Origin of the sequence: Streptomyces sp. NPDC020884 (assembly GCF_044333935.1) — a bacterium.
GTDB lineage: Bacteria > Actinomycetota > Actinomycetes > Streptomycetales > Streptomycetaceae > Streptomyces.
The window spans coordinates 594,858-614,798 of record NZ_JBIRRY010000001.1; the positions used below are offsets into that span (position 1 = coordinate 594,858).

At 73.8% G+C, this 19,941-nt stretch carries 15 protein-coding genes; 10 read left to right on the forward strand and 5 right to left on the reverse strand.

Going from position 1 to position 19,941, the window contains the following annotated elements; genetic code table 11:
• The first annotated feature begins 148 nt into the window (after positions 1-148).
• The 6 genes from ACH4UK_RS02710 to ACH4UK_RS02735 all read left to right on the forward strand — a co-directional run bounded on the left by ACH4UK_RS02710 (position 149) and on the right by ACH4UK_RS02735 (position 7,330).
• The gene (locus ACH4UK_RS02710) at positions 149-1,186 is read left to right on the forward strand and encodes an MBL fold metallo-hydrolase (RefSeq protein WP_398354270.1); all 1,038 of its coding nucleotides are present in this window, start codon (positions 149-151) and stop codon (positions 1,184-1,186) included.
• A 421-nt stretch (positions 1,187-1,607) separates the two neighbouring features.
• A complete protein-coding gene (locus tag ACH4UK_RS02715) occupies positions 1,608-2,858 on the forward strand; it encodes a prenyltransferase/squalene oxidase repeat-containing protein (RefSeq protein ID WP_398354271.1) in 1,251 nt (416 codons plus the stop codon).
• Positions 2,855-3,553 carry an SCO2322 family protein gene (locus ACH4UK_RS02720; RefSeq protein WP_398354272.1) on the forward strand — a complete coding sequence of 233 codons (699 nt, stop codon included), beginning with the start codon at positions 2,855-2,857 and terminating at the stop codon, positions 3,551-3,553. The genes ACH4UK_RS02715 and ACH4UK_RS02720 overlap by 4 nt, the downstream gene beginning before the upstream one ends.
• Positions 3,550-4,725, forward strand: a complete 1,176-nt coding sequence (locus tag ACH4UK_RS02725) for an energy-coupling factor transporter transmembrane component T (RefSeq protein ID WP_398354273.1) — start codon at positions 3,550-3,552, stop codon at positions 4,723-4,725. Before ACH4UK_RS02720 ends, ACH4UK_RS02725 begins: the two co-directional genes overlap by 4 nt.
• On the forward strand, positions 4,722-6,461 hold the full coding sequence (locus ACH4UK_RS02730; RefSeq protein ID WP_398354274.1) for an ABC transporter ATP-binding protein: 1,740 nt from the start codon (positions 4,722-4,724) through the stop codon (positions 6,459-6,461). Before ACH4UK_RS02725 ends, ACH4UK_RS02730 begins: the two co-directional genes overlap by 4 nt.
• Positions 6,458-7,330 (forward strand): ECF transporter S component, encoded by an 873-nt coding sequence (locus tag ACH4UK_RS02735; RefSeq protein ID WP_398354275.1) that lies wholly within the window; start codon positions 6,458-6,460, stop codon positions 7,328-7,330. Before ACH4UK_RS02730 ends, ACH4UK_RS02735 begins: the two co-directional genes overlap by 4 nt.
• A gap of 75 nt (positions 7,331-7,405) precedes the next feature.
• Here ACH4UK_RS02735 and ACH4UK_RS02740 read toward each other — a convergent pair whose 3' ends face one another.
• Positions 7,406-8,584, reverse strand: a complete 1,179-nt coding sequence (locus ACH4UK_RS02740) for a steroid 3-ketoacyl-CoA thiolase (RefSeq protein ID WP_398354276.1) — start codon at positions 8,582-8,584, stop codon at positions 7,406-7,408.
• A 341-nt stretch (positions 8,585-8,925) separates the two neighbouring features.
• Here ACH4UK_RS02740 and ACH4UK_RS02745 point away from each other — a divergent pair, with 341 nt between their 5' ends.
• Positions 8,926-10,191, forward strand: coding sequence for a cytochrome P450 (locus ACH4UK_RS02745; RefSeq protein ID WP_398354277.1), 1,266 nt, complete (start codon positions 8,926-8,928; stop codon positions 10,189-10,191).
• Positions 10,192-10,338: 147 nt separating this feature from the next.
• Here the strand turns inward: ACH4UK_RS02745 and ACH4UK_RS02750 are convergent, their stop codons facing one another.
• Positions 10,339-12,525 (reverse strand): phosphatase PAP2 family protein, encoded by a 2,187-nt coding sequence (locus ACH4UK_RS02750; protein ID WP_398354278.1) that lies wholly within the window; start codon positions 12,523-12,525, stop codon positions 10,339-10,341.
• Between the two features lie 181 nt (positions 12,526-12,706).
• On the reverse strand, positions 12,707-13,765 hold the full coding sequence (locus ACH4UK_RS02755; protein WP_398354924.1) for a serpin family protein: 1,059 nt from the start codon (positions 13,763-13,765) through the stop codon (positions 12,707-12,709).
• 208 nt (positions 13,766-13,973) lie between these two features.
• Between ACH4UK_RS02755 and ACH4UK_RS02760 the strand changes: the two genes are divergently transcribed.
• Entirely contained in the window at positions 13,974-14,462 is a 489-nt protein-coding gene (locus ACH4UK_RS02760) for a GNAT family N-acetyltransferase (protein WP_398354279.1), read from the forward strand.
• Positions 14,463-14,541: 79 nt separating this feature from the next.
• On the opposite strand, the gene ACH4UK_RS02765 is transcribed toward ACH4UK_RS02760, so the two are convergent.
• Positions 14,542-16,635: a DHA2 family efflux MFS transporter permease subunit gene (locus tag ACH4UK_RS02765; RefSeq protein ID WP_398354280.1), complete on the reverse strand. Its 2,094-nt coding sequence runs from the start codon at positions 16,633-16,635 to the stop codon at positions 14,542-14,544.
• A 208-nt stretch (positions 16,636-16,843) separates the two neighbouring features.
• On the opposite strand from ACH4UK_RS02765, the gene ACH4UK_RS02770 reads away from it, so the two are divergent.
• Positions 16,844-18,052: a peptidoglycan-binding protein gene (locus ACH4UK_RS02770; RefSeq protein WP_398354281.1), complete on the forward strand. Its 1,209-nt coding sequence runs from the start codon at positions 16,844-16,846 to the stop codon at positions 18,050-18,052.
• A gap of 216 nt (positions 18,053-18,268) precedes the next feature.
• The gene (locus tag ACH4UK_RS02775) at positions 18,269-18,931 is read left to right on the forward strand and encodes an HAD-IA family hydrolase (RefSeq protein ID WP_398354282.1); all 663 of its coding nucleotides are present in this window, start codon (positions 18,269-18,271) and stop codon (positions 18,929-18,931) included.
• 107 nt (positions 18,932-19,038) lie between these two features.
• On the opposite strand, the gene ACH4UK_RS02780 is transcribed toward ACH4UK_RS02775, so the two are convergent.
• Positions 19,039-19,773 (reverse strand): ABC transporter permease, encoded by a 735-nt coding sequence (locus ACH4UK_RS02780; protein WP_398354283.1) that lies wholly within the window; start codon positions 19,771-19,773, stop codon positions 19,039-19,041.
• Positions 19,774-19,941 lie beyond the last annotated feature (168 nt).

Here is a 19,941-nt window from a genome sequence, read left to right on the forward strand (position 1 = left end):
TCAGAACTGATACCAGTTCCTGTTCCAGGAGTCCACGGCGCGGACCGCCCCGCACACCAAGGATTTGGTAGACCTGGGCTACCACTGGAACAAGTTCTCGTTACAGTGGGCACAGTGCACGCCGAGCCCAGGCAGAGATGGGGAGCCCATGACGCAGGTGACCGACCACGGCGGAGGCGTCCACAGCATCAAGGTCCCCATCCCGGACAACCCCCTGGGCCACACCCTGGTCCACCTCGTCGACACCGACCGGGGGCCGGTCCTCATCGACACCGGCTGGGACGACCCGGCCTCCTGGGACACCCTGGTCGCCGGGCTCACCGCCCTCGGCTCCGCCGTCACGGACATCCACGGCGTCGTCATCACCCACCACCACCCCGACCACCACGGGCTCTCCGGCCAGGTCCGCGAGGCCTCCGGGGCCTGGATCGCGATGCACGAGGCCGACACCGCGATCGTCCGGCGCACCCGCGAATCCGAGCCCGGCACCTGGCTCGACTACCTCAGCCGCAAGCTCGCCGCCGTCGGCGCTCCGGACGACCACCTCGCCCCGCTGCGCGCCGCCCGCAACGGCGGCCGCCTCCGGACCCTGCCCGGCCTGCGCCCCGCCCTGCCCGACCGGGAGATCGTGCCCGGCGAGCTGCTCGACCTCGCCGGGCGGCGGCTGCGCGCCGTCTGGACTCCCGGACACACCCCTGGCCACGTCTGCCTCCACCTGGAGGAGCGGCATCCCGCCGGGCTGCCGGGGCACGGGCGGCTGTTCTCCGGCGACCATCTGCTGCCCGGGATCAGTCCGCACATCGGGCTGTACGAGGACCCCGACGACGACGCCGTCACCGACCCCCTCGGCGACTACCTCGCCTCGCTGGAGCGGATCGGGGGGCTCGGGGTGGCCGAGGTGCTGCCCGCGCATCAGCACGCGTTCACCGATGCGGGCGGGCGGGTGCGGGAGCTGCTGGACCATCACGAGGAGCGGCTGACCGGGCTCCGCACGCTGCTCGCCACGCCGCTCACCCCGTGGCAGGTGGCCGAGAGGATGGAGTGGAACCGGCCCTGGGAGCAGATCCCGCACGGTTCGCGGTCGATCGCCGTGTCGGAGGCCGAGTCCCATCTGCGGCGGCTCGTGAAGCTCGGCCGCGCGGAGGCCGTACCGGGCGGGCCCCCGGTGACGTACATCGCGGTCTGAGCCCGGAGGCACGGCCTTAGTCCTGGAGGCGCGGTCTGAGCCGCGGAGGCACGGCCTTAGCCCCGGAGGCGCGGTCTGAGCCCCGGAGGCCCTCGATGCCCAGACGCCCCGACGCCCCGATGCCCGAGCCCCCCAGCCCCCGGTGACGTACATCGCGACGCGAGCTCCCGGCCCCTCCCCTACGGACCGGTAGAGTGAGCAGGTCGTCATCATGCCCGTACAGGGGGAAGCCGGTGCGAATCCGGCGCAGTGCCCCACCCGTGAGCCGTCCCCGACGGCAGCCGGACCGCCCTCCGCGGAGCGTGACCGGCTCGGGCCACCGGAACCCCGGTGGCCGGCACCGTCGAGGCATACGGGGCCGGAGCCCGGTGCCCTCGTGCGCCCGGGGAGTCCGGCCCTCGCAGGAGAGGCCCAGCCAGCCATGACCGTACGCCGCAGCGCAGCCGCGCTCGCGACCACCGCCGTGCTCCTGGGCGCGGCCGCACCCGTAGCGGTCGCCGCGCCGAGTCCTTCCCCGTCGGCCGATCTGCCGGCCGGGCTCTACGGCACCACGGACCCCACGTACGACGGGGTGTGGCGGCAGTCGCTGGCCTTCCTCGCGCAGAAAATCGAGTACGTCACTCCGGCCACCGCCGCCGTCGACTGGCTGGTGGGCCAGCAGTGCGACAGCGGTGCGTTCACCTCGTACCGGGACGCCTCCAAGCCCTGTGACGCGTCGACGGTGATGGACACCAACGCCACCGCCATCGCCGTGCAGGCCCTCGTCGAGGTGAACCAGCACCGGGACGCCGCTAACAACGGCGCCGACTGGCTGAAGTCCGTGCAGAACGAGGACGGCGGCTGGGGCTACAACCCCGGCAGCCCCAGCGACGCGAACTCCACGTCCATCGTGATCGGCGCGCTCGCCCGGACCGGCATCCCGGTCAACGAGATCACCACCGCCGACGGCAGCACCCCGTACACCGCGCTCCAGGCGCTGGCCATCCCCTGCGGGGACGAGGACGGCGGCGCGTTCGCCTACCAGCCGGGCAAGAAGGGCGAGCTGACCGCCAACTCGGACGCCACCGCGGCCTCGGTGCTCGGTCTGATGGGCAAGGGCATCGCGTCCGGCACGTCCAACGCGGTCAAGGCCCCCACCTGCACGAAGGGCGACGACCTCAGCCCGGAGCAGAGCGCCCAGAACGGCTCCTCCTTCCTCGCGGACACGCTGAAGAAGTCGCCGTATCTGGAGCAGGCCCCGATGCCGGGCGCCGAGGACTCCGCGCCGCAGCCCGACTACGGCAACACCGCGGACGCGGTCGTCGCGCTGGCCGCCTCCGGGCACAAGGACAAGGCCGAGGCCTCGGTCGCCTGGCTGCAGAAGAACGCCACCGGCTGGGCGAAGCAGGGCGGCCCGGCCGCCACCGCTCAGCTGATCCTCGCGGCGCACGCCACCGGTGCGGACGCCCGCACCTTCGGCGGCGTCGACCTCGTCAAGCAGCTGAACGCGACCGGCCCCTCCCCGGCCGCCACCGCCCTCCCCTCGCCCACCCCGACCGGCCCGCAGCCCTCCAGCGGCACCGACAGCGACGACAGCGGGCTGAGCCTGGGGTGGCTGATCGGCATCGGCCTCGTCTTCGGCGCGGGCATCGGCTTCCTGCTCAGCATGCGCCGGAAGAAGCAGCAGCCGTGAGGCGTGCACCGGTCCCGGCGCGCCTGCGGAATCCCGTCGTCGCGCTGCTGGCCGCCCTGGTCGCCGCCTCGGCCGTCCTGCTGGGCGCGGGGAGCGCGGAGGCCGCCGGCTACCGCTACTGGTCCTTCTGGGAGGGCAACGGCAAGAACTGGGAGTACGCCACCCAGGGGCCGTCCCTCCTGCGCCCGGACGACGGTACGGTCCAGGGCTTCCGGTTCGCCGTGAGCAAGGACTCCGGCGATGCCGCCCAGCCGCGCCGCGCCCCCGACTTCGGGGCGATCTGCGCGGGCACCCCGGCGAAGGACGGCTCCAAGCGGGTGGCGCTGGTGATCGACCCGGGCACGGCGGCGGACGCCCCGGACGGGGAGAAGCCGCCCGCCCCGCGCACCGCGTGCGCGCAGGTCGCGCCGGACGCCAGCAGTGCGGAGGCGCTCGCCGCGGTGGCGAAGCCGCTGCGGTACGACAGCAGCGCCATGCTCTGCGCGATCTCCGGTTATCCGCGGTCCGGCTGCGGCGAGCAGGTGTCCGGCGACGCCGGCAGCGCGAAGCCGTCCGCCCCTGCGAAGACGGCCGATGACCAGCGGGGGGACGAGGGAGACGACGGCGGCGGTCCGTCCGTCGGGCTTCTCGTCGGCGTCGGCGCCGTCCTGCTGCTGGGCATCGCCGCCGTGGTCCAGGCCCGCCGCCGCCGGTGACCGCCTCCCCGGCCCCGCCCCGGGCCCGGCTGCCGCGCCGCGCCCTGCACGCCCCCGAGGCGGACCGCGGCAACGCGCTGCCCGCCGGGGCGTGGTGGCTGTGGGCGCTGGGGCTGGCCACCGCCGCGTCCCGGACGACGAACCCGCTGCTGCTCGGGCTGCTGGTGGGCGTCGCGGGCTATGTGGTGGCGGCGCGGCGCACGGACGCGCCGTGGGCCCGCTCCTACGGAGCGTTCGTCAAGCTCGGGCTGTTCGTCGTGGGGCTGCGCCTGGTGTTCTCCGTCTTCCTCGGGTCGCCGATCCCCGGTTCGCACACCGTGTTCGTCCTCCCCGAACTTCCCTTGCCCGACTGGGCGCAGGGGGTGCGGATCGGCGGCCGGGTCACCGCCGAACAGCTGGTCTTCTCCCTCTACGACGGGATGAAGCTGGCCGCCCTGCTGATCTGCGTCGGCGCGGCGAACTCGCTGGCCAACCCGGCGCGGCTGCTGAAGTCGCTGCCCGGTGCGCTGTACGAGGCGGGGGTCGCCGTCGTGGTCGCGATGACCTTCGCGCCGAACATGGTGGCCGATGTGGTCCGGCTGCGCACCGCGCGCCGGCTGCGGGGCCGGCCGACCGGTGGGGTGCGGGCCGTGGCGCAGATCGGGCTGCCCGTGCTGGAGGGCGCGTTGGAGCGGTCAGTGGCGGTGGCCGCGTCGATGGACGCGCGCGGGTACGGGCGTACCGCCCAGGTCCCGGCCGCCGTCCGGCACACCACGAACGTCCTCACCCTGGGCGGGCTGCTCGGGGTGTGCGCCGGCACCTACGGGCTGCTGGCCGCCCAGGGCGCGGTGTACGGGCTGCCGCTGCTGCTGGCCGGGCTGGTCACGGCGATGGCCGGGCTGCGGCTCGGCGGCCGCCGCTCGGTGCGCACCCGCTATCGCCCGGACCGGTGGGGGGTGCGGGCCTGGCTGGTGGCGTGCTCGGGTGCGGCGGTCGCGGCGGCGATGATCTGGGCGGGCGCCGCGGATCCGGACGCGCTGCGCCCCGGTGTCGTACCGCTGACCGCGCCGGTGCTGCCGCTGTGGCCCGCCGCCGCGGTGCTGATCGGGCTGCTGCCCGCGCTGGTCGCCCCCGTACCGCCGTCGGCCCGGGGAACCGGGAAACCGGCGCATCGCAGCAAGGAGCAGGCGTGATCAGGTTCGAGCGGGTGGCCGTGCGGTACGAGGGCACGGAGCGTCCCACGCTGTCCGGCGTCGACCTCACGGTGCCCGAGGGCGAACTGGTGCTGCTCGTCGGCCCGTCCGGGGTCGGCAAGTCGACTCTGCTGGGTACGGTCTCCGGGCTCGTCCCGCACTTCACGGGCGGGCTGCTGTCCGGCCGGGTCACGGTGGGCGGCCGCGACACCCGGACGCACAAGCCCCGCGAACTGGCCGATCTGGTCGGCACGGTGGGCCAGGATCCGCTCGCGCACTTCGTCACGGACACCGTCGAGGACGAGCTCGCGTACGGCATGGAGTCGCTGGGGCTCGCCCCCGACGTGATGCGCCGCCGGGTCGAGGAGACGCTCGATCTGCTGGGCCTGGCCGAGTTGCGCGACCGGCCGATCGCGACCCTGTCGGGCGGCCAGCAGCAGCGTGTGGCGATCGGTTCGGTGCTCACCCCGCATCCGAAGGTGCTGGTGCTGGACGAGCCGACCTCCGCACTGGACCCGGCGGCGGCCGAGGAGGTCCTCGCGGTGCTCCAGCGGCTGGTCCACGACCTCGGCACGACCGTGCTGATGGCCGAGCACCGGCTGGAGCGGGTCGTGCAGTACGCGGACCAGGTCGTCCTGCTGCCCGCCCCCGGCGCCGCCCCCGTGATGGGGCCGCCCGCCGGGATCATGAAGGTGTCGCCGGTGCGCCCGCCGGTGGCCGAGCTGGGACTGCTGGCGGGCTGGGACCCGCTGCCCCTGTCGGTACGGGACGCCCGGCGCGGGGCGGGCGCGCTGCGGGACCGGCTGGCGGACGCGTCACCGCCGGCGGCCGCGTCGGCCCCGGAGCCGCCCGTGGCCCCGGGGGCGTCGTCCGATCCGTCCGTCGCGCCCCCGCCCGTGCCGCACGCCCCCCGGCCCGGACGGTTCGCCCGGCTCCTGGGGCGAGGGGCCGGGACGCCCGTCGCGCCGGTCGCCGATCCGGTCACCCGGGTCGAGGGGCTCGGGGTGCGGCGCGGCCGGGTCGAGGCGCTGCGGCGGGTGACGCTCACCGTGTCCCCGGGCGAGACGGTGGCCCTGATGGGCCGCAACGGGGCCGGCAAGTCCACGCTGCTCGGGGCCCTCGTGGGCATGATCGAGCCCACCGCGGGCACCGTGCGCGTCGGCGGCCTGGCCCCGGCCAGGACCGACCCGAGGGCGATGGTGCGCCGGGTCGGCCTCGTACCGCAGGAGCCCCGCGATCTGCTGTACGCGGACACGGTGGCCGCCGAGTGCGCGGCCGCCGACCGGGACGCGGGGGCGGCGGAGGGCACCTGCCGGGCGCTGGTGTCGGAGCTGCTGCCGGGGGTCGGGGACGACACCCATCCCCGGGATCTCTCCGAGGGCCAGCGCCTCGCCCTGGCCCTGGCGCTCGTGCTGACGGGCCGCCCGCCGCTGTTGCTGCTGGACGAGCCGACGCGGGGCCTGGACTACGCGGCGAAGGCCCGCCTCGTCGGCGTACTGCGCGGGCTGGCGGCGAAGGGGCATGCGATCGTCCTGGCGACCCACGATGTGGAGCTGGCGGCGGAGTTGGCGCACCGGGTGGTGATCCTCGCCGACGGGGAGGTCGTCGCGGACGGCCCGACCGGGCGGGTGGTGGTCTCCTCCCCCGCGTTCGCCCCGCAGACGGCGAAGATCCTGGCCCCGCAGGAGTGGCTGACCGTGTCCCAGGTGCGCGGCGCGCTGGAGGCGGGAGCGTGAGCGGGACCACGGAGGTACGGGAACGAGGAGCCCGGCCCGTGCGGCTCGGGCCGAAGTCGGTCGCCGTCCTGCTGCTGACCGGGGCCGTCGGTGTGGTCGCCTTCGGGTGGCCGCTGCTGGCGGACGCCGGGTCCGGGCTCGCGCACGCGAAGGACGCGCCCTGGCTGTTCGCGGCGCTGCTGCCACTGCTCGTCGCGGTGGTCGTGGCGACGATCTCCGAGTCCGGGATGGACGCGAAGGCCGTCGCGATGCTCGGTGTGCTGGCGGCGGTCGGGGCGGCGCTGCGCCCGCTGGGGGCGGGGACGGCGGGCCTGGAGCCGATGTTCTTCCTGATGGTGCTGAGCGGCCGGGTGCTGGGTCCCGGTTTCGGTTTCGTGCTCGGCTCGGTGACCATGTTCGCCTCGGCGCTGCTGACCGGCGGGGTCGGGCCGTGGATGCCGTTCCAGATGCTGTCGATGGGCTGGTTCACCATGGGCGCGGGCCTGCTGCCGGGAGCGGACCGGCTGCGCGGGCGGGCGGAGCTGGCGATGCTGACGGCGTACGGCTGCGTGGCGGCGTTCGCGTACGGCACGGTGATGAATCTGCAGGGCTGGACGCTCATCGGCGGTCTTGGATCGGGGATCTCGTTCGTCGGGGGCGACCCGCTGCACGAGAACCTGGTGCGCTTCCTCGCCTACTGCGCGGCGACCTCGCTGGGCTGGGACCTGGGGCGGGCGGTGCTGACGGTGGTTCTGACGGTCACGCTCGGCCCGACGCTGCTGAAGGCGCTGCGCCGGGCCACCCGCCGCGCCGCCTTCGACGCGCGCGTCGCGTTCGGGGAGCCCGAGGGGAAGTCGGAGGCGCAGTCGGAGGCGCAGTCCGAGGTGTAGTCCGAGGGGGACGGCCCCGGGCTCACCTGGATCCGGCCGTTACGGTCGCTCAGGGCCGTGGCGGTCTTCGGAGGGTCACAGTCGCTGGATGATCGTGCCCGTCGCCAGGGCCCCTCCCGCGCACATCGTGATGAGCGCGAACTCCTTGTCGCGGCGTTCCAGTTCGTGCAGGGCCGTGGTGATCAGCCGGGCGCCCGTCGCGCCGACCGGGTGGCCCAGCGCGATCGCGCCGCCGTTGACGTTGACCTTCTCCAGGCCGTCGAGATCCGCCTCGAACTCCTGCGCCCAGCTCAGCACCACCGAGGCGAACGCCTCGTTGATCTCGACGAGGTCGATGTCCCGCAGGGACATGCCGGCCTTGCCGAGCACCGCCCGGGTCGCGTCGATCGGACCGTCGAGGTGGTAGTGCGGGTCGGAGCCGACCAGCGCCTGGGCCACGATCCGCGCCCGGGGCTTGAGCTTCAGGGCCCGCGCCATGCGCTTGGAGGACCACATGATCGCGCAGGCCCCGTCCGATATCTGCGAGGAGTTGCCCGCGGTGTGGATCGCGCTCGGCATGACGGCCTTCAGCCCGGCGAGCGCCTCCATCGAGGTGTCCCGCAGCCCCTCGTCCCGGTCGACGAGCCGCCACATGCCCTGGCCCGCCGCCTGCTCCTCCTCGGTGGTCGGGACCTGGACGGCGTACGTCTCGCGCTTGAAGCGCTCCTCCGCCCAGGCGGCGGCGGCCCGCTGCTGGGAGAGCAGGCCGAGGGCGTCGACCCGTTCCCGGGTCAGGCCGCGTTTGCGGGCGATGCGCTCGGCGGCCTCGAACTGGTTGGGCAGGTCGACGTTCCACTCGTCGGGCCAGGGCTTTCCCGGGCCGTGCTTGGAGCCGCTGCCCAGCGGCACCCGGGACATCGCCTCGACGCCGCAGCTGATGCCCACGTCGATGACCCCGGCGGCGACCATGTTGGCGACCATGTGGGAGGCCTGCTGCGAGGAGCCGCACTGGCAGTCCACGGTGGTGGCGGCGGTCTCGTACGGCAGGCCCACGGTCAGCCAGGCGTTGCGGGCCGGGTTCATGGACTGCTCGCCGGCGTGGGTGACGGTGCCGCCGACGATCTGTTCGACGCAGTCGGCCTGGATGCCGGTGCGGCCGAGAAGTTCACGGTAGGTCTCACCCAGCAGATAGGCGGGGTGCAGATTGGCGAGTGCGCCTCCGCGCCTGCCGATGGGGGTGCGTACGGCTTCGACGATGACGGGTTCCGCGGCCATGAGCTCGTCCTCTCCTCGCGCTTCCGCTGGGGGCGTCCCGGCGCCCGCGGAAGGAACTAGTACGCGTTCTAGTTCTGCTAGCAGTCTCGTGACGGCGGCCCGGCTGCGCAAGGGGCGTGCACGCACCGCACGCGCGCCGCCCGGCGAGGCGGCGGACCCGCGCCGACGCCGGAGGCAACAGATCAGGCCACGGCTCTTGCCACTTGTAGAACTCGTTACTACCTTGCGGGCACCTTCTGATGGTCCGTCAGGACGCCAGGGAGCCGGGGGCCGGTGAGCCGGTGAGCCGGCCGGCGGCCCGTCGGACGGTTCGCGATCAGATCCGGAGTGGAGAGGTGCCCATGCGCTGCCCCCATCTGCCCGACGGGTTCGACTTCACCGACCCCGATCTCCTCCAAGACCGTGTGCCGCACGCGGAGTTCGCCCTGATGCGGGAGACCGCGCCGGTCTGGTGGTGCACCCAGCCGCCGAACATCTCCGGGTTCGGCGACGAGGGCTACTGGGTCGTCACCCGCCACACGGACGTCAAGTACGTCTCCACGCACCCGGAGTTGTTCTCCTCGAACACCAACACCGCCGTCATCCGCTTCAACGAGACGATCAGCCGCGACCAGATCGACGTCCAGAAGCTGATCATGCTGAACATGGACCCGCCGGAACACACCCGGGTCCGCCAGATCGTCCAGCGCGGCTTCACCCCCCGCGCGGTGCGCTCCCTGGAGACGGCCCTGCGCAGCAGGGCCCGCTCCATCGTCGAGACGGCCCTCGCGTCGGCGGACGGCGACGGCTCCTTCGACTTCGTGACCAACATCGCGGTGGAGCTCCCGCTCCAGGCCATCGCCGAGCTCATCGGCGTACCGCAGGAGGACCGTTCCAAGATCTTCGACTGGTCCAACAAGATGGCCGCGTACGACGATCCGGAGTACGCGATCACCGAGGAGGTCGGCGCCGAGGCGGCGATGGAGATCGTGGCGTACTCGATGAACCTGGCGGCGGCGCGCAAGGAGTGCCCGGCCGAGGACATCGTGAGCCGGCTCGTCGCGGCGGAGGGCGAAGGGAACCTGTCCTCCGACGAGTTCGGGTTCTTCGTGATCCTGCTCGCGGTGGCGGGGAACGAGACGACGCGCAACGCGATCAGCCACGGCATGCACGCCTTCCTGACCCACCCCGAGCAGTGGGAGCTCTACAAGCGGGAGCGCCCGAAGACGACGGCGGAGGAGATCGTGCGCTGGGCGACGCCGGTGGTCTCCTTCCAGCGGACCGCCACCCAGGATGTGGAGCTGGGCGGTCAGCGGATCAGGAAGGGCGAGCGGGTGGGGCTGTTCTACTCCTCGGCCAACAACGACCCGGAGGTGTTCGACGCTCCGGAGGCCTTCGACATCACCCGCGACCCCAACCCGCACCTCGGTTTCGGCGGCGGAGGTCCGCACTTCTGCCTCGGCAAGTCGCTGGCCGTGATGGAGATCGACCTGATCTTCAACGCCATCGCCGACGTGCTGCCCGATCTGCGGCTCCTGGAGGATCCGCGACGGCTGCGTTCGGCCTGGCTCAACGGGATCAAGCAGCTCCAGGTGACCACGGCGGCGGCCACGACGACGGCCTCCTGACACCGCCCGTCCGAGTGGCGGTCGAGGCCGGGCGGGCGGACCATGGAGGACGCGGCGATCCACGCCGAAGGGGTGCCGGGACGGTTTTCAACCGTGCCCGCACCCCTTCGGCCTGCTCTGCCCGGTGCGCTCTGCCGGTGGCCCCCGCTACTTGCCGCCGACCTTTTCGGCGGGTTCGCGCTCCGGTACGAGGGTGGAGTCGGCGGATCCGGTGGGGGCGGGGGCGGTGGATTCGGCGGGGGCGGTGGACTCGGGGAGGGCGGCAGGGTCGGCGGATTCGGCGGATTGCGGATTCGCCGACCTCGCCGACTTCGCCGGTTGCGCCGCCGTCCCGGCCGCCTGTTCCTGCCCGGTGAGCAGCCTCCGCGGTCCCGACAGCAGATACGTCAGCCCGAAGCCCAGCGAGACGACCAGGGCCCCGCCGGCCGCGTCGAGCACCCAGTGGTTGGCGGTCGCCACGATCGCGGCGATCGTGAAGAGCGGGTGCAGCAGGCCGAGCGCCTTCATCCACAGCTTCGGGGCCAGCATCACGATCACCACACCGCACCACAGCGACCAGCCGAAGTGCAGCGACGGCATCGCCGCGTACTGGTTGGTGACGGTGGTCAGCGTTCCGTAGTCGGGCTTCGCGAAGTCCTGCACCCCGTGGACGGTGTCGATGAAACCGAGGCCGGGCATGAGCCGGGGCGGGGCCAGCGGGTAGAGCCAGAAGCCGACGAGCGCCAGCAGGGTGGCGAAGCCGATGGACGAGCGGACCCAGCGGTAGTCGGCGGGGCGGCGCACGTACAGCACGCCGAGGATCGTCAGCGGGACGATGAAGTGGAACGTGGAGTAGTAGTAGTCGAAGAACTCGCGCAGCCAGGTGATCTGGACGACCGCGTGGTTGACCCAGTGCTCGATGTCGATGTGCAGCCACTGCTCGATGGCGTGGATCTGCCGGCCGTGCTCCTCGGCGAGCGGGCGGCCCGCGCGGGCGGCGAGACGGACCTGGGCGTAGGCGTCGTAGACGACCCGGGTGAGCAGGAGTTCCAGCAGCAGGTTGGGGCGGGTGAGGACCCGGCGCCAGAACGGCAGGAGCGGCACGCGTCTCCAGCGCGCCGCGACCGGTTTCGCGTAGTCGGTGGGGACCGGGTGCTGCCAGTACGGCGAGGTGCGGGGCACGAACGGGACGAGGCAGGCCGCGCCGAGCGCCGCGAGGAGCAGCAGGTTGTCGCGTACGGGGAAGAGCGTCTCGATGTTCGGCAGCAGCATCGTTCCCGGCAGGGTGACGACCAGCAGCACCACGGACGGCCAGACCAGCCGGTCGGAGGCCCGCTTGCCGACCTTGCCGACGACCGCGAGGAGCACCCAGAGCAGCTGGTGCTGCCAGGCGGTCGGCGTGACGGCGATCGCGGCGCAGCCGGTCACGGCCACCGCGAGGAGCAGCTGGCCGTCCTGCGCGTACCGCACGGCGCGCCGCAGGCCGAGGACCACGACGGCGGCGGCGAGCACCAGGAACAGGGCGATCTCCACGGGGCCCTCGAGGCCGAGCCGGAGCAGCGCCGCGTGCAGGGACTGGTTGGCCAGGCTGTCCGGCCGCTCCCCCAGCCCGACACCCGCGAGATGGTGCACCCAGTACGTCCATGAGTCCTGCGGGCCCGCGGCCCAGGCCGCGGCCGTGGCGAGGGCGAAGGTCGCACCCGCGCTCACCGCGGCCGGTCGCCTGCCGGTCAGCCAGAGCAGGGCGGCGAAGAGCAGCAGCACCGGCTGGAAGGCGGCGGCGAGGCCGACGAGGACACCCGCCGCACGGTGCTCCCGGACGACGAGGCAGGCCAGGAGCACCAGCAGGACGGGCAGGATGCTGGTCTGGCCCAGGTGCAGGGTGTTGCGGACCGGCAGCGACAGCAGCAACAGGCTGATCGCGACGGGGGCCGCGAGCAGGGCCGTCCGACGGCCCACCGGTGCGGGCAGGGCGCGGGCCGCGACGATGCCGAGGGCGACGACGAGCAGCAGGGACCCGAACGTCCACGCGACGCCCAGGGTCTGCTGGGCCGAGGCGGTGAGCGGTTTCAGGACCAGCCCGGCGAAGGGCGTCCCGGTGAACCGGCCGCTGTCGTACAGCGAGCCGGTCAGGTGCAGGACGCCGTTCTCCCCGGTCCAGGTCTCCAGATCAAGGAGCCGGTCCCCCGGTGGCTGCCGGAGCACCACCGCCACCTGCCGTACCGCCAGCACGGCCACGACCAGCCAGAGGAGGGCCCGGGTCAGCCAGGCCCCCGCTCCCGCGTCCGCCGCCGCGTCACCGCGCACACTGTGATCCGCATTCACCACGCTGCGCCGACCCTCCCACCGTTCCATGCACTGCCCCTTCGAGTCGGGGCCATGCCGGATGAAGCCTCGCATTGCCCTACGGGGTAGACACAATCAACCCCCTCTTTGCCTGGCTGTCATCCTGCTTGGGTCCGGAAGAACTCGTCCGTGGGGATGACGGGGCTGCGACGCCCCCGACCGCGGAGCCCGCGGGACCGGGCCCCGGCCCTCAGGCGTCCGGTTCGGTGGGGGCGTCCGCCTGCCAGGCGGTGAACAGCGGGGTGTCCTCGGACGCGTCCAGCACGACGACGCCGAAGGGCCGGTCGAACGCGATGTGCCGCACCCGCTGCGGCCGGGGGGCGGCGCTCCCCGCCCGCATCGCGACCACCGTCACGGCCGCGGCCTCCACCCCCTCCTCGGCGATCTTCAGCACGGTCTCCTGGACCACGTCGGAGATGGCGAGGGGTTCGGGCGAGAGGCCGGAGAAGTCCGCGCGGTCGGAGGTGGCCAGGCGTACGCCCAGGGCGGGCAGCTGCCCGGTGACGGGCACCCGCGTCCGCAGGGCGAGCCGGGGCAGCCCGATGGTCACCCGGTCGGTGTCCAGCGGGGCGCCCGTGTCCCGGGCCGCCCAGCCCAGGGGCAGCGTCCGGCCGGCTCCGGCCCCCGGCTCCCCCAGGACGAGGCGGACCCGGGCCCCGGGCCCGCCGTCCGGTTCCCTCGCGCAGCGCAGCTCGACGACGTACGCCCCGCCGACCGTCCAGGCATCGGCCAACGGCACCTCCTTGGTCATGGTCGGCACCGGGCCGACCGCCCCGGCCGCGTCGGTGAACGGCAGGTTCTGCGTCCACCGGGCCTCGAACGGCTTCTCCCAGCGGGCCTTCAGCGCCAGGACGTTGACCAGGGCGAGCAGTGTCGCGTCGGTGAGCTCCAGCGGCAGCCGCTCGATCAGCCCTCCGGTGGCCTCGCGCACCCAGGCGTCGACGGCCGCCGGGTCCATCGGGTCGAAGCGGACGTCCGGCAGGGACTCCCGGTACGCGCGCAGGACGGGCGTCCGGCTCCAGACCCGGGTCGCCACGCCCAGCGCCCCGGTCGCCGCCAGCTCGCGGGCCACCGCCGTGACAGCCGGGGCGGCCTCCCGGTCCGCGGTGCCGAGGAGCGCCCGCAGCTCGGCCGCGGTCTCACCGCGGGCCCCTGCGGCGACGGCGGCCAGGGCGAGCCACAGCCCGGCGGGCGAGCACACGAAGCCGGTGCCCGCCTCCGTGTTGCCGCGGCCCTCCGCTGCGGCCATGCCGTCCCGTATCCAGCGTTCGGCGAGGCGCTGGACGGCTCCGGTCGCGGTCGCGGCATCGGTCGCGGTCGCTGCGTCGGTCACGGTCACGGTCTCGGAATCGGTCACGGTCTCGGCGTCGGTCGCGTTCGCGGACACATCAGTCACTACTGCCCCCTACACATAAATTGCTTCGTCTCACGTCCGTGCGGCAGCAAGAATGCCCCACATGACCTGGACCGTGACCGCCGAACGATTCGACTCCCCCGACGCGAGCGCCCTGCGCCGGGACTACTACGACGAGGTCGCGAGCCGCTACTGGCAGCGGCCCGCGACCGCCGAGGAGATCGAAGGCGGGCTCGACGGCGACGGCGCGGACCTGCTCGTACCGCCGACCGGGCAGTTCGTCGTCGGCCGGTACGGGGACAAGGCGGCGAGCTGCGCCGGGCTGGTGCTGACGGAGGCCGCCGGGCCGGGGACGGCGGAGCTGACGCGTGTCTACGTGCGCCCGGCGTTCCGGGGCACGGGCGGCGGCGGGCTGCTGCTGGCCGCGGTGGAGGAGGCGGCGAGGGCGTACGGCGTACGGCTGCTGCGGCTGGACACCCGCGACGACCTGGTCGAGGCGCGCGGGCTGTATACGAAGCACGGGTACCGGGAGGTGCCGGCGTTCCACCGCCGCAACCCGTACGCGGAGCACTGGTTCGCCAAGGAGCTGTGAGGAGCTGTGACGCGGCGCCCCCGCCGGATGCCGGGGCGGGCGCTCGGGCGGGTGAGTGGCGGCGGTCGCGGTCGGGCGCTCAGGCGGGTGGGTGGCGGCGGTCGCGCTCCTCGCGCTCGTCGTGGCGCAGGTGGGCCTCGTGGTCGCGGGGAGTCGTCGGGGCGTGCGGGCGCTCCCTGGTCGAGCCGCTGACCTCGGCGGTCAGTTCGCTGACGAGTTTGACCAGGTCGGTGGGGCGCTCGGGGCCCCACCAGTCGCCGAGGAGCTCGGCGAGGGAGTCCTCGCGGGCCTGGGAGAGCCGGACGACGGCCTCGGCCCCCGTGTCGGTGAGGATCATCTGCAGGCCCTCCCGGCGGGCCAGTCCGCGTTCCTCGACCTGCCGGGCCGCATCGGTGATCACGTGCAGCGGTACGGGGGCGGTCTCGGCGAGCCGGGCGGGTTCGACGGTGCCGTGCCGCTTGATCCGCAGGAGCAGCCAGCTGGCCGCGGGCAGCAGGTCGTACCCGGCCCGCGCGGTGATCTTCTCGTAGATCTCACGGCGTCCCTCCCGGGTGGCGAGCACCGACAGGGCGCGGGCGCACTCGTCGTAGGAGGAGCGCTCGACGGGGTTGGAGGCGAGGGTCTGGCTGGTGTCGGGGGCGGTCACCGAGCCCCGGAGCTTGTCCTCCCGGAGGAACCAGGCGAGGACGAAGGCCAGGAGGACGACCGGGGCGGCGTACAGGAAGACGTCCGTGATGGAGGTGGAGTACGCGCTGAGGACGGAGGGCCGCAGGTCGGCCGGGAGCTGCCCGATGGCCCGGGGGTCGGCCGCCAGCCGGTTGGCGTCGACGCCCGGCGGCAGCGACTGCCCGCTGAGCGCGTCCGACAGCTGGCCCCGCAGCCGGTTGGCGAAGATGGTCCCGAAGATGGCCACGCCGAACGCCGCGCCGATGGACCGGAAGAACGTCGCGCCGGATGTGGCGACACCGAGGTCCTGGTAGGAGACGGAGTTCTGGGCGACCAGGACGAGGACCTGCATCACCAGGCCGAGACCGGCCCCGAAGACGAAGAAGCAGGCGCTCATCTGCCAGGTGGAGCTGGTCTCGTCGAGGCGGTGGAGCAGCAGGAGCCCGGCGGCGGTGAGCGCCGTGCCCACGACGGGGAAGACCTTCCAGCGGCCGGTCCGGCTGACGATCTGGCCGGAGCCGGTCGAGGTGATCAGCAGACCGAACACCATCGGCAGCATGTGCACGCCGGACATCGTCGGGGTGATGTCGTGGACCACCTGGAGGAACGTCGGCAGGTAGGTCATCGCGCCGAACATGGCGAAGCCGATGACGAAGCTGATCACGGCGACGAGGCTGAAGGTGCGGATCCGGAACAGCTTCAGCGGCAGAACGGGCTCGACCGCACGCCGTTCGACGGCGATGAAGGCCACCAGCAGGACGACGGCGAGCACGGCGAGCGCGATGATCTGCGGGGAGCCCCAGGCCCAGGTCGTACCGCCGAGGGAGGCGACGAGCACCAGACTGGTCGCGACGGACGCGATGAGGAAGGTGCCGAGATAGTCGATGGTGTGCTTCTCGCGGCGGACCGGGATGTGCAGGACGGCCGCGATGACGATCAGGGCGACGACGCCGATCGGCAGGTTGATGTAGAAGACCCAGCGCCAGCTGAGGTGTTGGGTGAAGAGGCCGCCGAGGAGCGGCCCGAGGACGCTCGTCACGCCGAAGACCGCGCCGAACAGCCCCTGGTACTTGCCGCGTTCGCGCGGCGTGACGATGTCGCCGACGATCGCCATCGACAGGACCATGAGCCCGCCGCCGCCGAGCCCCTGGAGGGCCCGGAATCCGATCAGCTGCGGCATGTTCTGGGCGATTCCGCAGAGCGCCGAACCGATCAGGAAGATCACGATCGCGGCCTGGAAGAGCTTCTTGCGGCCGTACTGGTCGCCGAGCTTGCCCCACAGCGGGGTCGCCGCGGTGGCCGCCAGCAGATAGGCGGTCACCACCCAGGACAGATGGTCGAGTCCGCCGAGCTCGCTGACGATCGTCGGAAGCGCCGTGGAGACGATGGTCTGATCGAGTGCCGCGAGCAGCATGCCGAGGAGCAGGGCTCCGATCGCCACCAGGACGCTTCGGTGGGACTGCCCCTCACCGGGAGCCTGGGGTGGCGGGCTCAGCTGCTGGGCCATGGGCGTCTCCTCGATCCGCTGATCCGCTACACCCCCATCCTGGACGTTTCGTGCCGTTATGGCCTGCCGGGGACGGGCCGAGCCCCGGCGGCCCGTTGGGCTTCCCCGGAGCGGGCTGCATAATCGCAGGCAGTTCAAGGGGAGGGGACCCACGATGACCGGACGCGCATGCCCGGAGTGCGGTAGACGGACGGCCGGGGAGCCCGGCATGGAGCACCGGGTGCCGTGCCGGTGCGGCGCGGGCACGCGCTCGACGCCGCTCACGGAGGACGAGCAGCGGGCCGCCCGTACGGCGGAGATCGCCGCGGCCGAGGACTTCGACCCGCTGCGCATCCGGCCGTACGTGACGCTGACGGACCTCTCCGGAGCGCCGGGGGGCGAGGGCCCGGAGCCCGGCGGGCGGAGGGGCGGGGCTTCCGGGACGGGCACGCCGGGGCCCGACGGTCCGGGGGCGGCGGCCACGACGATGCCGCTGTTCCCGGGGGGCGGGGGCGAGGGCGTGAGCTCGGGTGCGGGTGATCCTTTCGGCACCGCCGGGGCGGGTACTTCGGGCGCTTCGGGCACCGCGGGCGCTCCGGGTGCTCCGGGTGCTCCGGGCGCTCCGGGCTGTGCAGCGGGGGCGGGCATTGCGGGCGCTTCAGGCAGTGCGGCCGGCGCGGCGTACCCCGCAGGTGCGGGCGGCCCCCTCGGCGCGTCCCGCGACGCCTACCCCGCCCCGGACGGGAGCCGCACGCACCCCGCGGGCCCGGATCCCGCCTTCGCCTCCGACCCCGACCCCGTGCAGCCACGCCGCAGACGCCCCTTCGGGGCCCTCGCCGCAGGGGCGGCCGTGGCCGCGGTGGTCGGCACGGCCGCCTTCGCCGGTGGGCTGTTCGGCGGCGGCGACAGCCAGGACGAGGCGCTGCCCGAGGCCACCACCAGCGTTCCGGACACCGAGGGCGAACCGGCCGCGTCGGTGGCCCCGTCCCCCTCCGCGTCGGCCGCTCCTTCCCGTACGCCGCCCTCCTCGGCATCACCGTCCGCCTCGCCGTCCGCGTCCGCCTCGCCGACGAAGAGCCAGGCCCCCACCCCGACCAGCACCGCGTCCGCGTCCGCGTCGCCGTCGGCCGGCGCGTCGTCCGCCCCGGCGGACGGCGGCGCACCCCCGGCCCCGCCGTCCGCCGCCCCGCCGGCGGAACTGGCCGGCCCTTCGCTGCGACCCGGCGACCGCGGCCCGGAGGTCGCCGAGCTGCAGAACCGGCTCTCGGAGGTGTGGCTCTACTCGGGGCCGCCCGACGCGAACTACAACGACCGGGTGGAGAACGCCGTGGCGGTCTACCAGTCGTACAAGGCGATCCAGGGCGACCCGGCGGGCGTGTACGGGCCGAACACCCGGCGCGCCCTGGAGGCGGAGACGAGCGGGCGCGGACGCCACTGAGCCCGGCCGCCGGGGAAGGGGGATTGGCGTTCCGGTCCGGGTTTTTGTATCGTGATGGAACAAAGTAGCTCCCGCCCGCACTCCCTGACCGGCGGGCGGGGGTTGCTCTGGTTACCGCACCTAACACCGCACCCCCCTTCACGGCCCGTGTACGTCATGCCCCGCGGCACGCGCACCCGGGCTGTTCGCACACCTCCCCGCGTTCTGGAGAAGCCGATGCCGGCCACCGTCCTCACCGCTCAAGCCCTCCTGCTCGACATGGACGGCACCCTCGTGAACTCCGACGCGGTGGTGGAGCGCTGCTGGCGGCGCTGGGCGATCGAGCACGGGCTGGACCCCGAGGCCGCGCTCAAGGTGGTGCACGGCCGTCAGGGGTACGCCACGATGGCCGTCCTGCTCCCGGACCGCCCGGTGGAGGAGAACTACGCGGACAACCGGGTGCTGCTCGCCGAGGAGACCGCCGACGTCGAGGGCGTCGTGCCGATCGGCGGGGCCGCCGCGTTCATGGCCGCGATCGCCGAGCTGCCGCACGCGCTGGTGACCTCCGCCGACACCGCGCTGGCGACGGCCCGGATGGGCGCGGCCGCACTGCCGATGCCCGCCGTCCGCGTCACCGCCGAGCAGGTCGGCGCCAGCAAGCCGGACCCCGAGGGCTTCCTCAAGGGCGCGGCGGAGCTGGGCTTCGACGCGGCGGACTGCATCGTGTTCGAGGACTCCGAGGCGGGCATCGCGGCGGGCCGGGCGGCGGGCATGCGCGTCGTGGGCGTCGGCCCGCGCGCCGCGGCGCTCGCACCGGACGCGCACGTCGAGGACCTGACGCGGGTACGGGTGGAGGCGGCCGGGGACGGCTCGATCCGCCTGCACATCAACGAGGCCTGAGGGTCGACGGAGCCCGAGGGTCGACGAGACCCGAGACTCCCGGTGGCACCGGAGGCCCGAGGCCCTAACGAGGCCTGAGGCTCCCGCCCGCCCCGGGCGGCCCCGGCTCACTCCCGGTGCAGCAGCCCGCGCGCGACCAGTTCCAGGACCGCCGCGACGGCCACCACCTGCACCGCCATCAGCGCCACCAGGACGAACAGCTGCACGGCGCCCGCCTCCACGGGTGAGGCGCCGCCCAGCAGCATGCCGACGAACGCCCCCGGCAACGTGACGAGCCCGACCGTCCGGGTCTGGTCGAGGCCGGGCAGCAACGCGTCCGACGCCGCGGGCCGCACGATCTCCAGCCGGGCGTCCCGGTCGAGCAGCCCGAGGGCCATCCCCGCCTCCACCTCCCCGCGCCGGCCGGTGAGTTCGTCCAGGGCCCGCCGCCCGCCCAGCACGGTCGCGGTGAGCGCCCCGCCGATGAGGATGCCCGCCACCGGGATGAGCGCCAGGCCCCGGACCGGCACGAGCCCCGTGAGCAGCAGCGTCCCGACCACGGGCAGCACCCCCGCACCGATCGGCACGGCCGCCCAGCGCCAGGTGCGGTTGCCGGTGATCCGCCGCCCGGCGGTCCACACCGCCACGGCGAACATCAGCGCCACGAATCCGAGGAGCGGCGCCAGGGACCGCACGACCCAGCCGATGAGCAGGGAGACGGCGGCGAGTTGGGCCGCCGCCCGCACCCCGGCGACGAGGATCTCGCGGGAACGGCCCAGCGAGGCCCACGAGGCGACGGCGGCGGCGAAGGCCAGCAGGACGGCGAGGACGACGCCGAGGGTGACGGAGACCGGAAGAAGCACGCGGCCACGATAGAGCCGCGACCACACCGCCCCGCACCGCCTCGCACCGGCACGCCCGGGGGGCGCGACCAGCGACGCCGAGCGCCCGACGGACGCTCAACAGGGCCCGGACGGACCCTCAGTGAGGGGCCCGCGCGCCGACGCGATCCATGACACCCCTCGCACACC

What these genes read in the sequence shown, in the direction of transcription:
- ACH4UK_RS02740 (WP_398354276.1), bottom strand. Translation starts at nt 8,584, where the DNA reads ATGGCCGCGGAACCCGTCATCGTCGAAGCCGTACGCACCCCCATCGGC.
- ACH4UK_RS02755 (WP_398354924.1), bottom strand. Translation starts at nt 13,765, where the DNA reads ATGGCCGCAGCGGAGGGCCGCGGCAACACGGAGGCGGGCACCGGCTTC.
- ACH4UK_RS02770 (WP_398354281.1), top strand. Translation starts at nt 16,844, where the DNA reads ATGGAGCACCGGGTGCCGTGCCGGTGCGGCGCGGGCACGCGCTCGACG.
- ACH4UK_RS02715 (WP_398354271.1), top strand. Translation starts at nt 1,608, where the DNA reads ATGACCGTACGCCGCAGCGCAGCCGCGCTCGCGACCACCGCCGTGCTC.
- ACH4UK_RS02775 (WP_398354282.1), top strand. Translation starts at nt 18,269, where the DNA reads ATGCCGGCCACCGTCCTCACCGCTCAAGCCCTCCTGCTCGACATGGAC.
- ACH4UK_RS02710 (WP_398354270.1), top strand. Translation starts at nt 149, where the DNA reads ATGACGCAGGTGACCGACCACGGCGGAGGCGTCCACAGCATCAAGGTC.
- ACH4UK_RS02765 (WP_398354280.1), bottom strand. Translation starts at nt 16,635, where the DNA reads ATGGCCCAGCAGCTGAGCCCGCCACCCCAGGCTCCCGGTGAGGGGCAG.
- ACH4UK_RS02750 (WP_398354278.1), bottom strand. Translation starts at nt 12,525, where the DNA reads ATGGAACGGTGGGAGGGTCGGCGCAGCGTGGTGAATGCGGATCACAGT.
- ACH4UK_RS02760 (WP_398354279.1), top strand. Translation starts at nt 13,974, where the DNA reads ATGACCTGGACCGTGACCGCCGAACGATTCGACTCCCCCGACGCGAGC.
- ACH4UK_RS02745 (WP_398354277.1), top strand. Translation starts at nt 8,926, where the DNA reads ATGCGCTGCCCCCATCTGCCCGACGGGTTCGACTTCACCGACCCCGAT.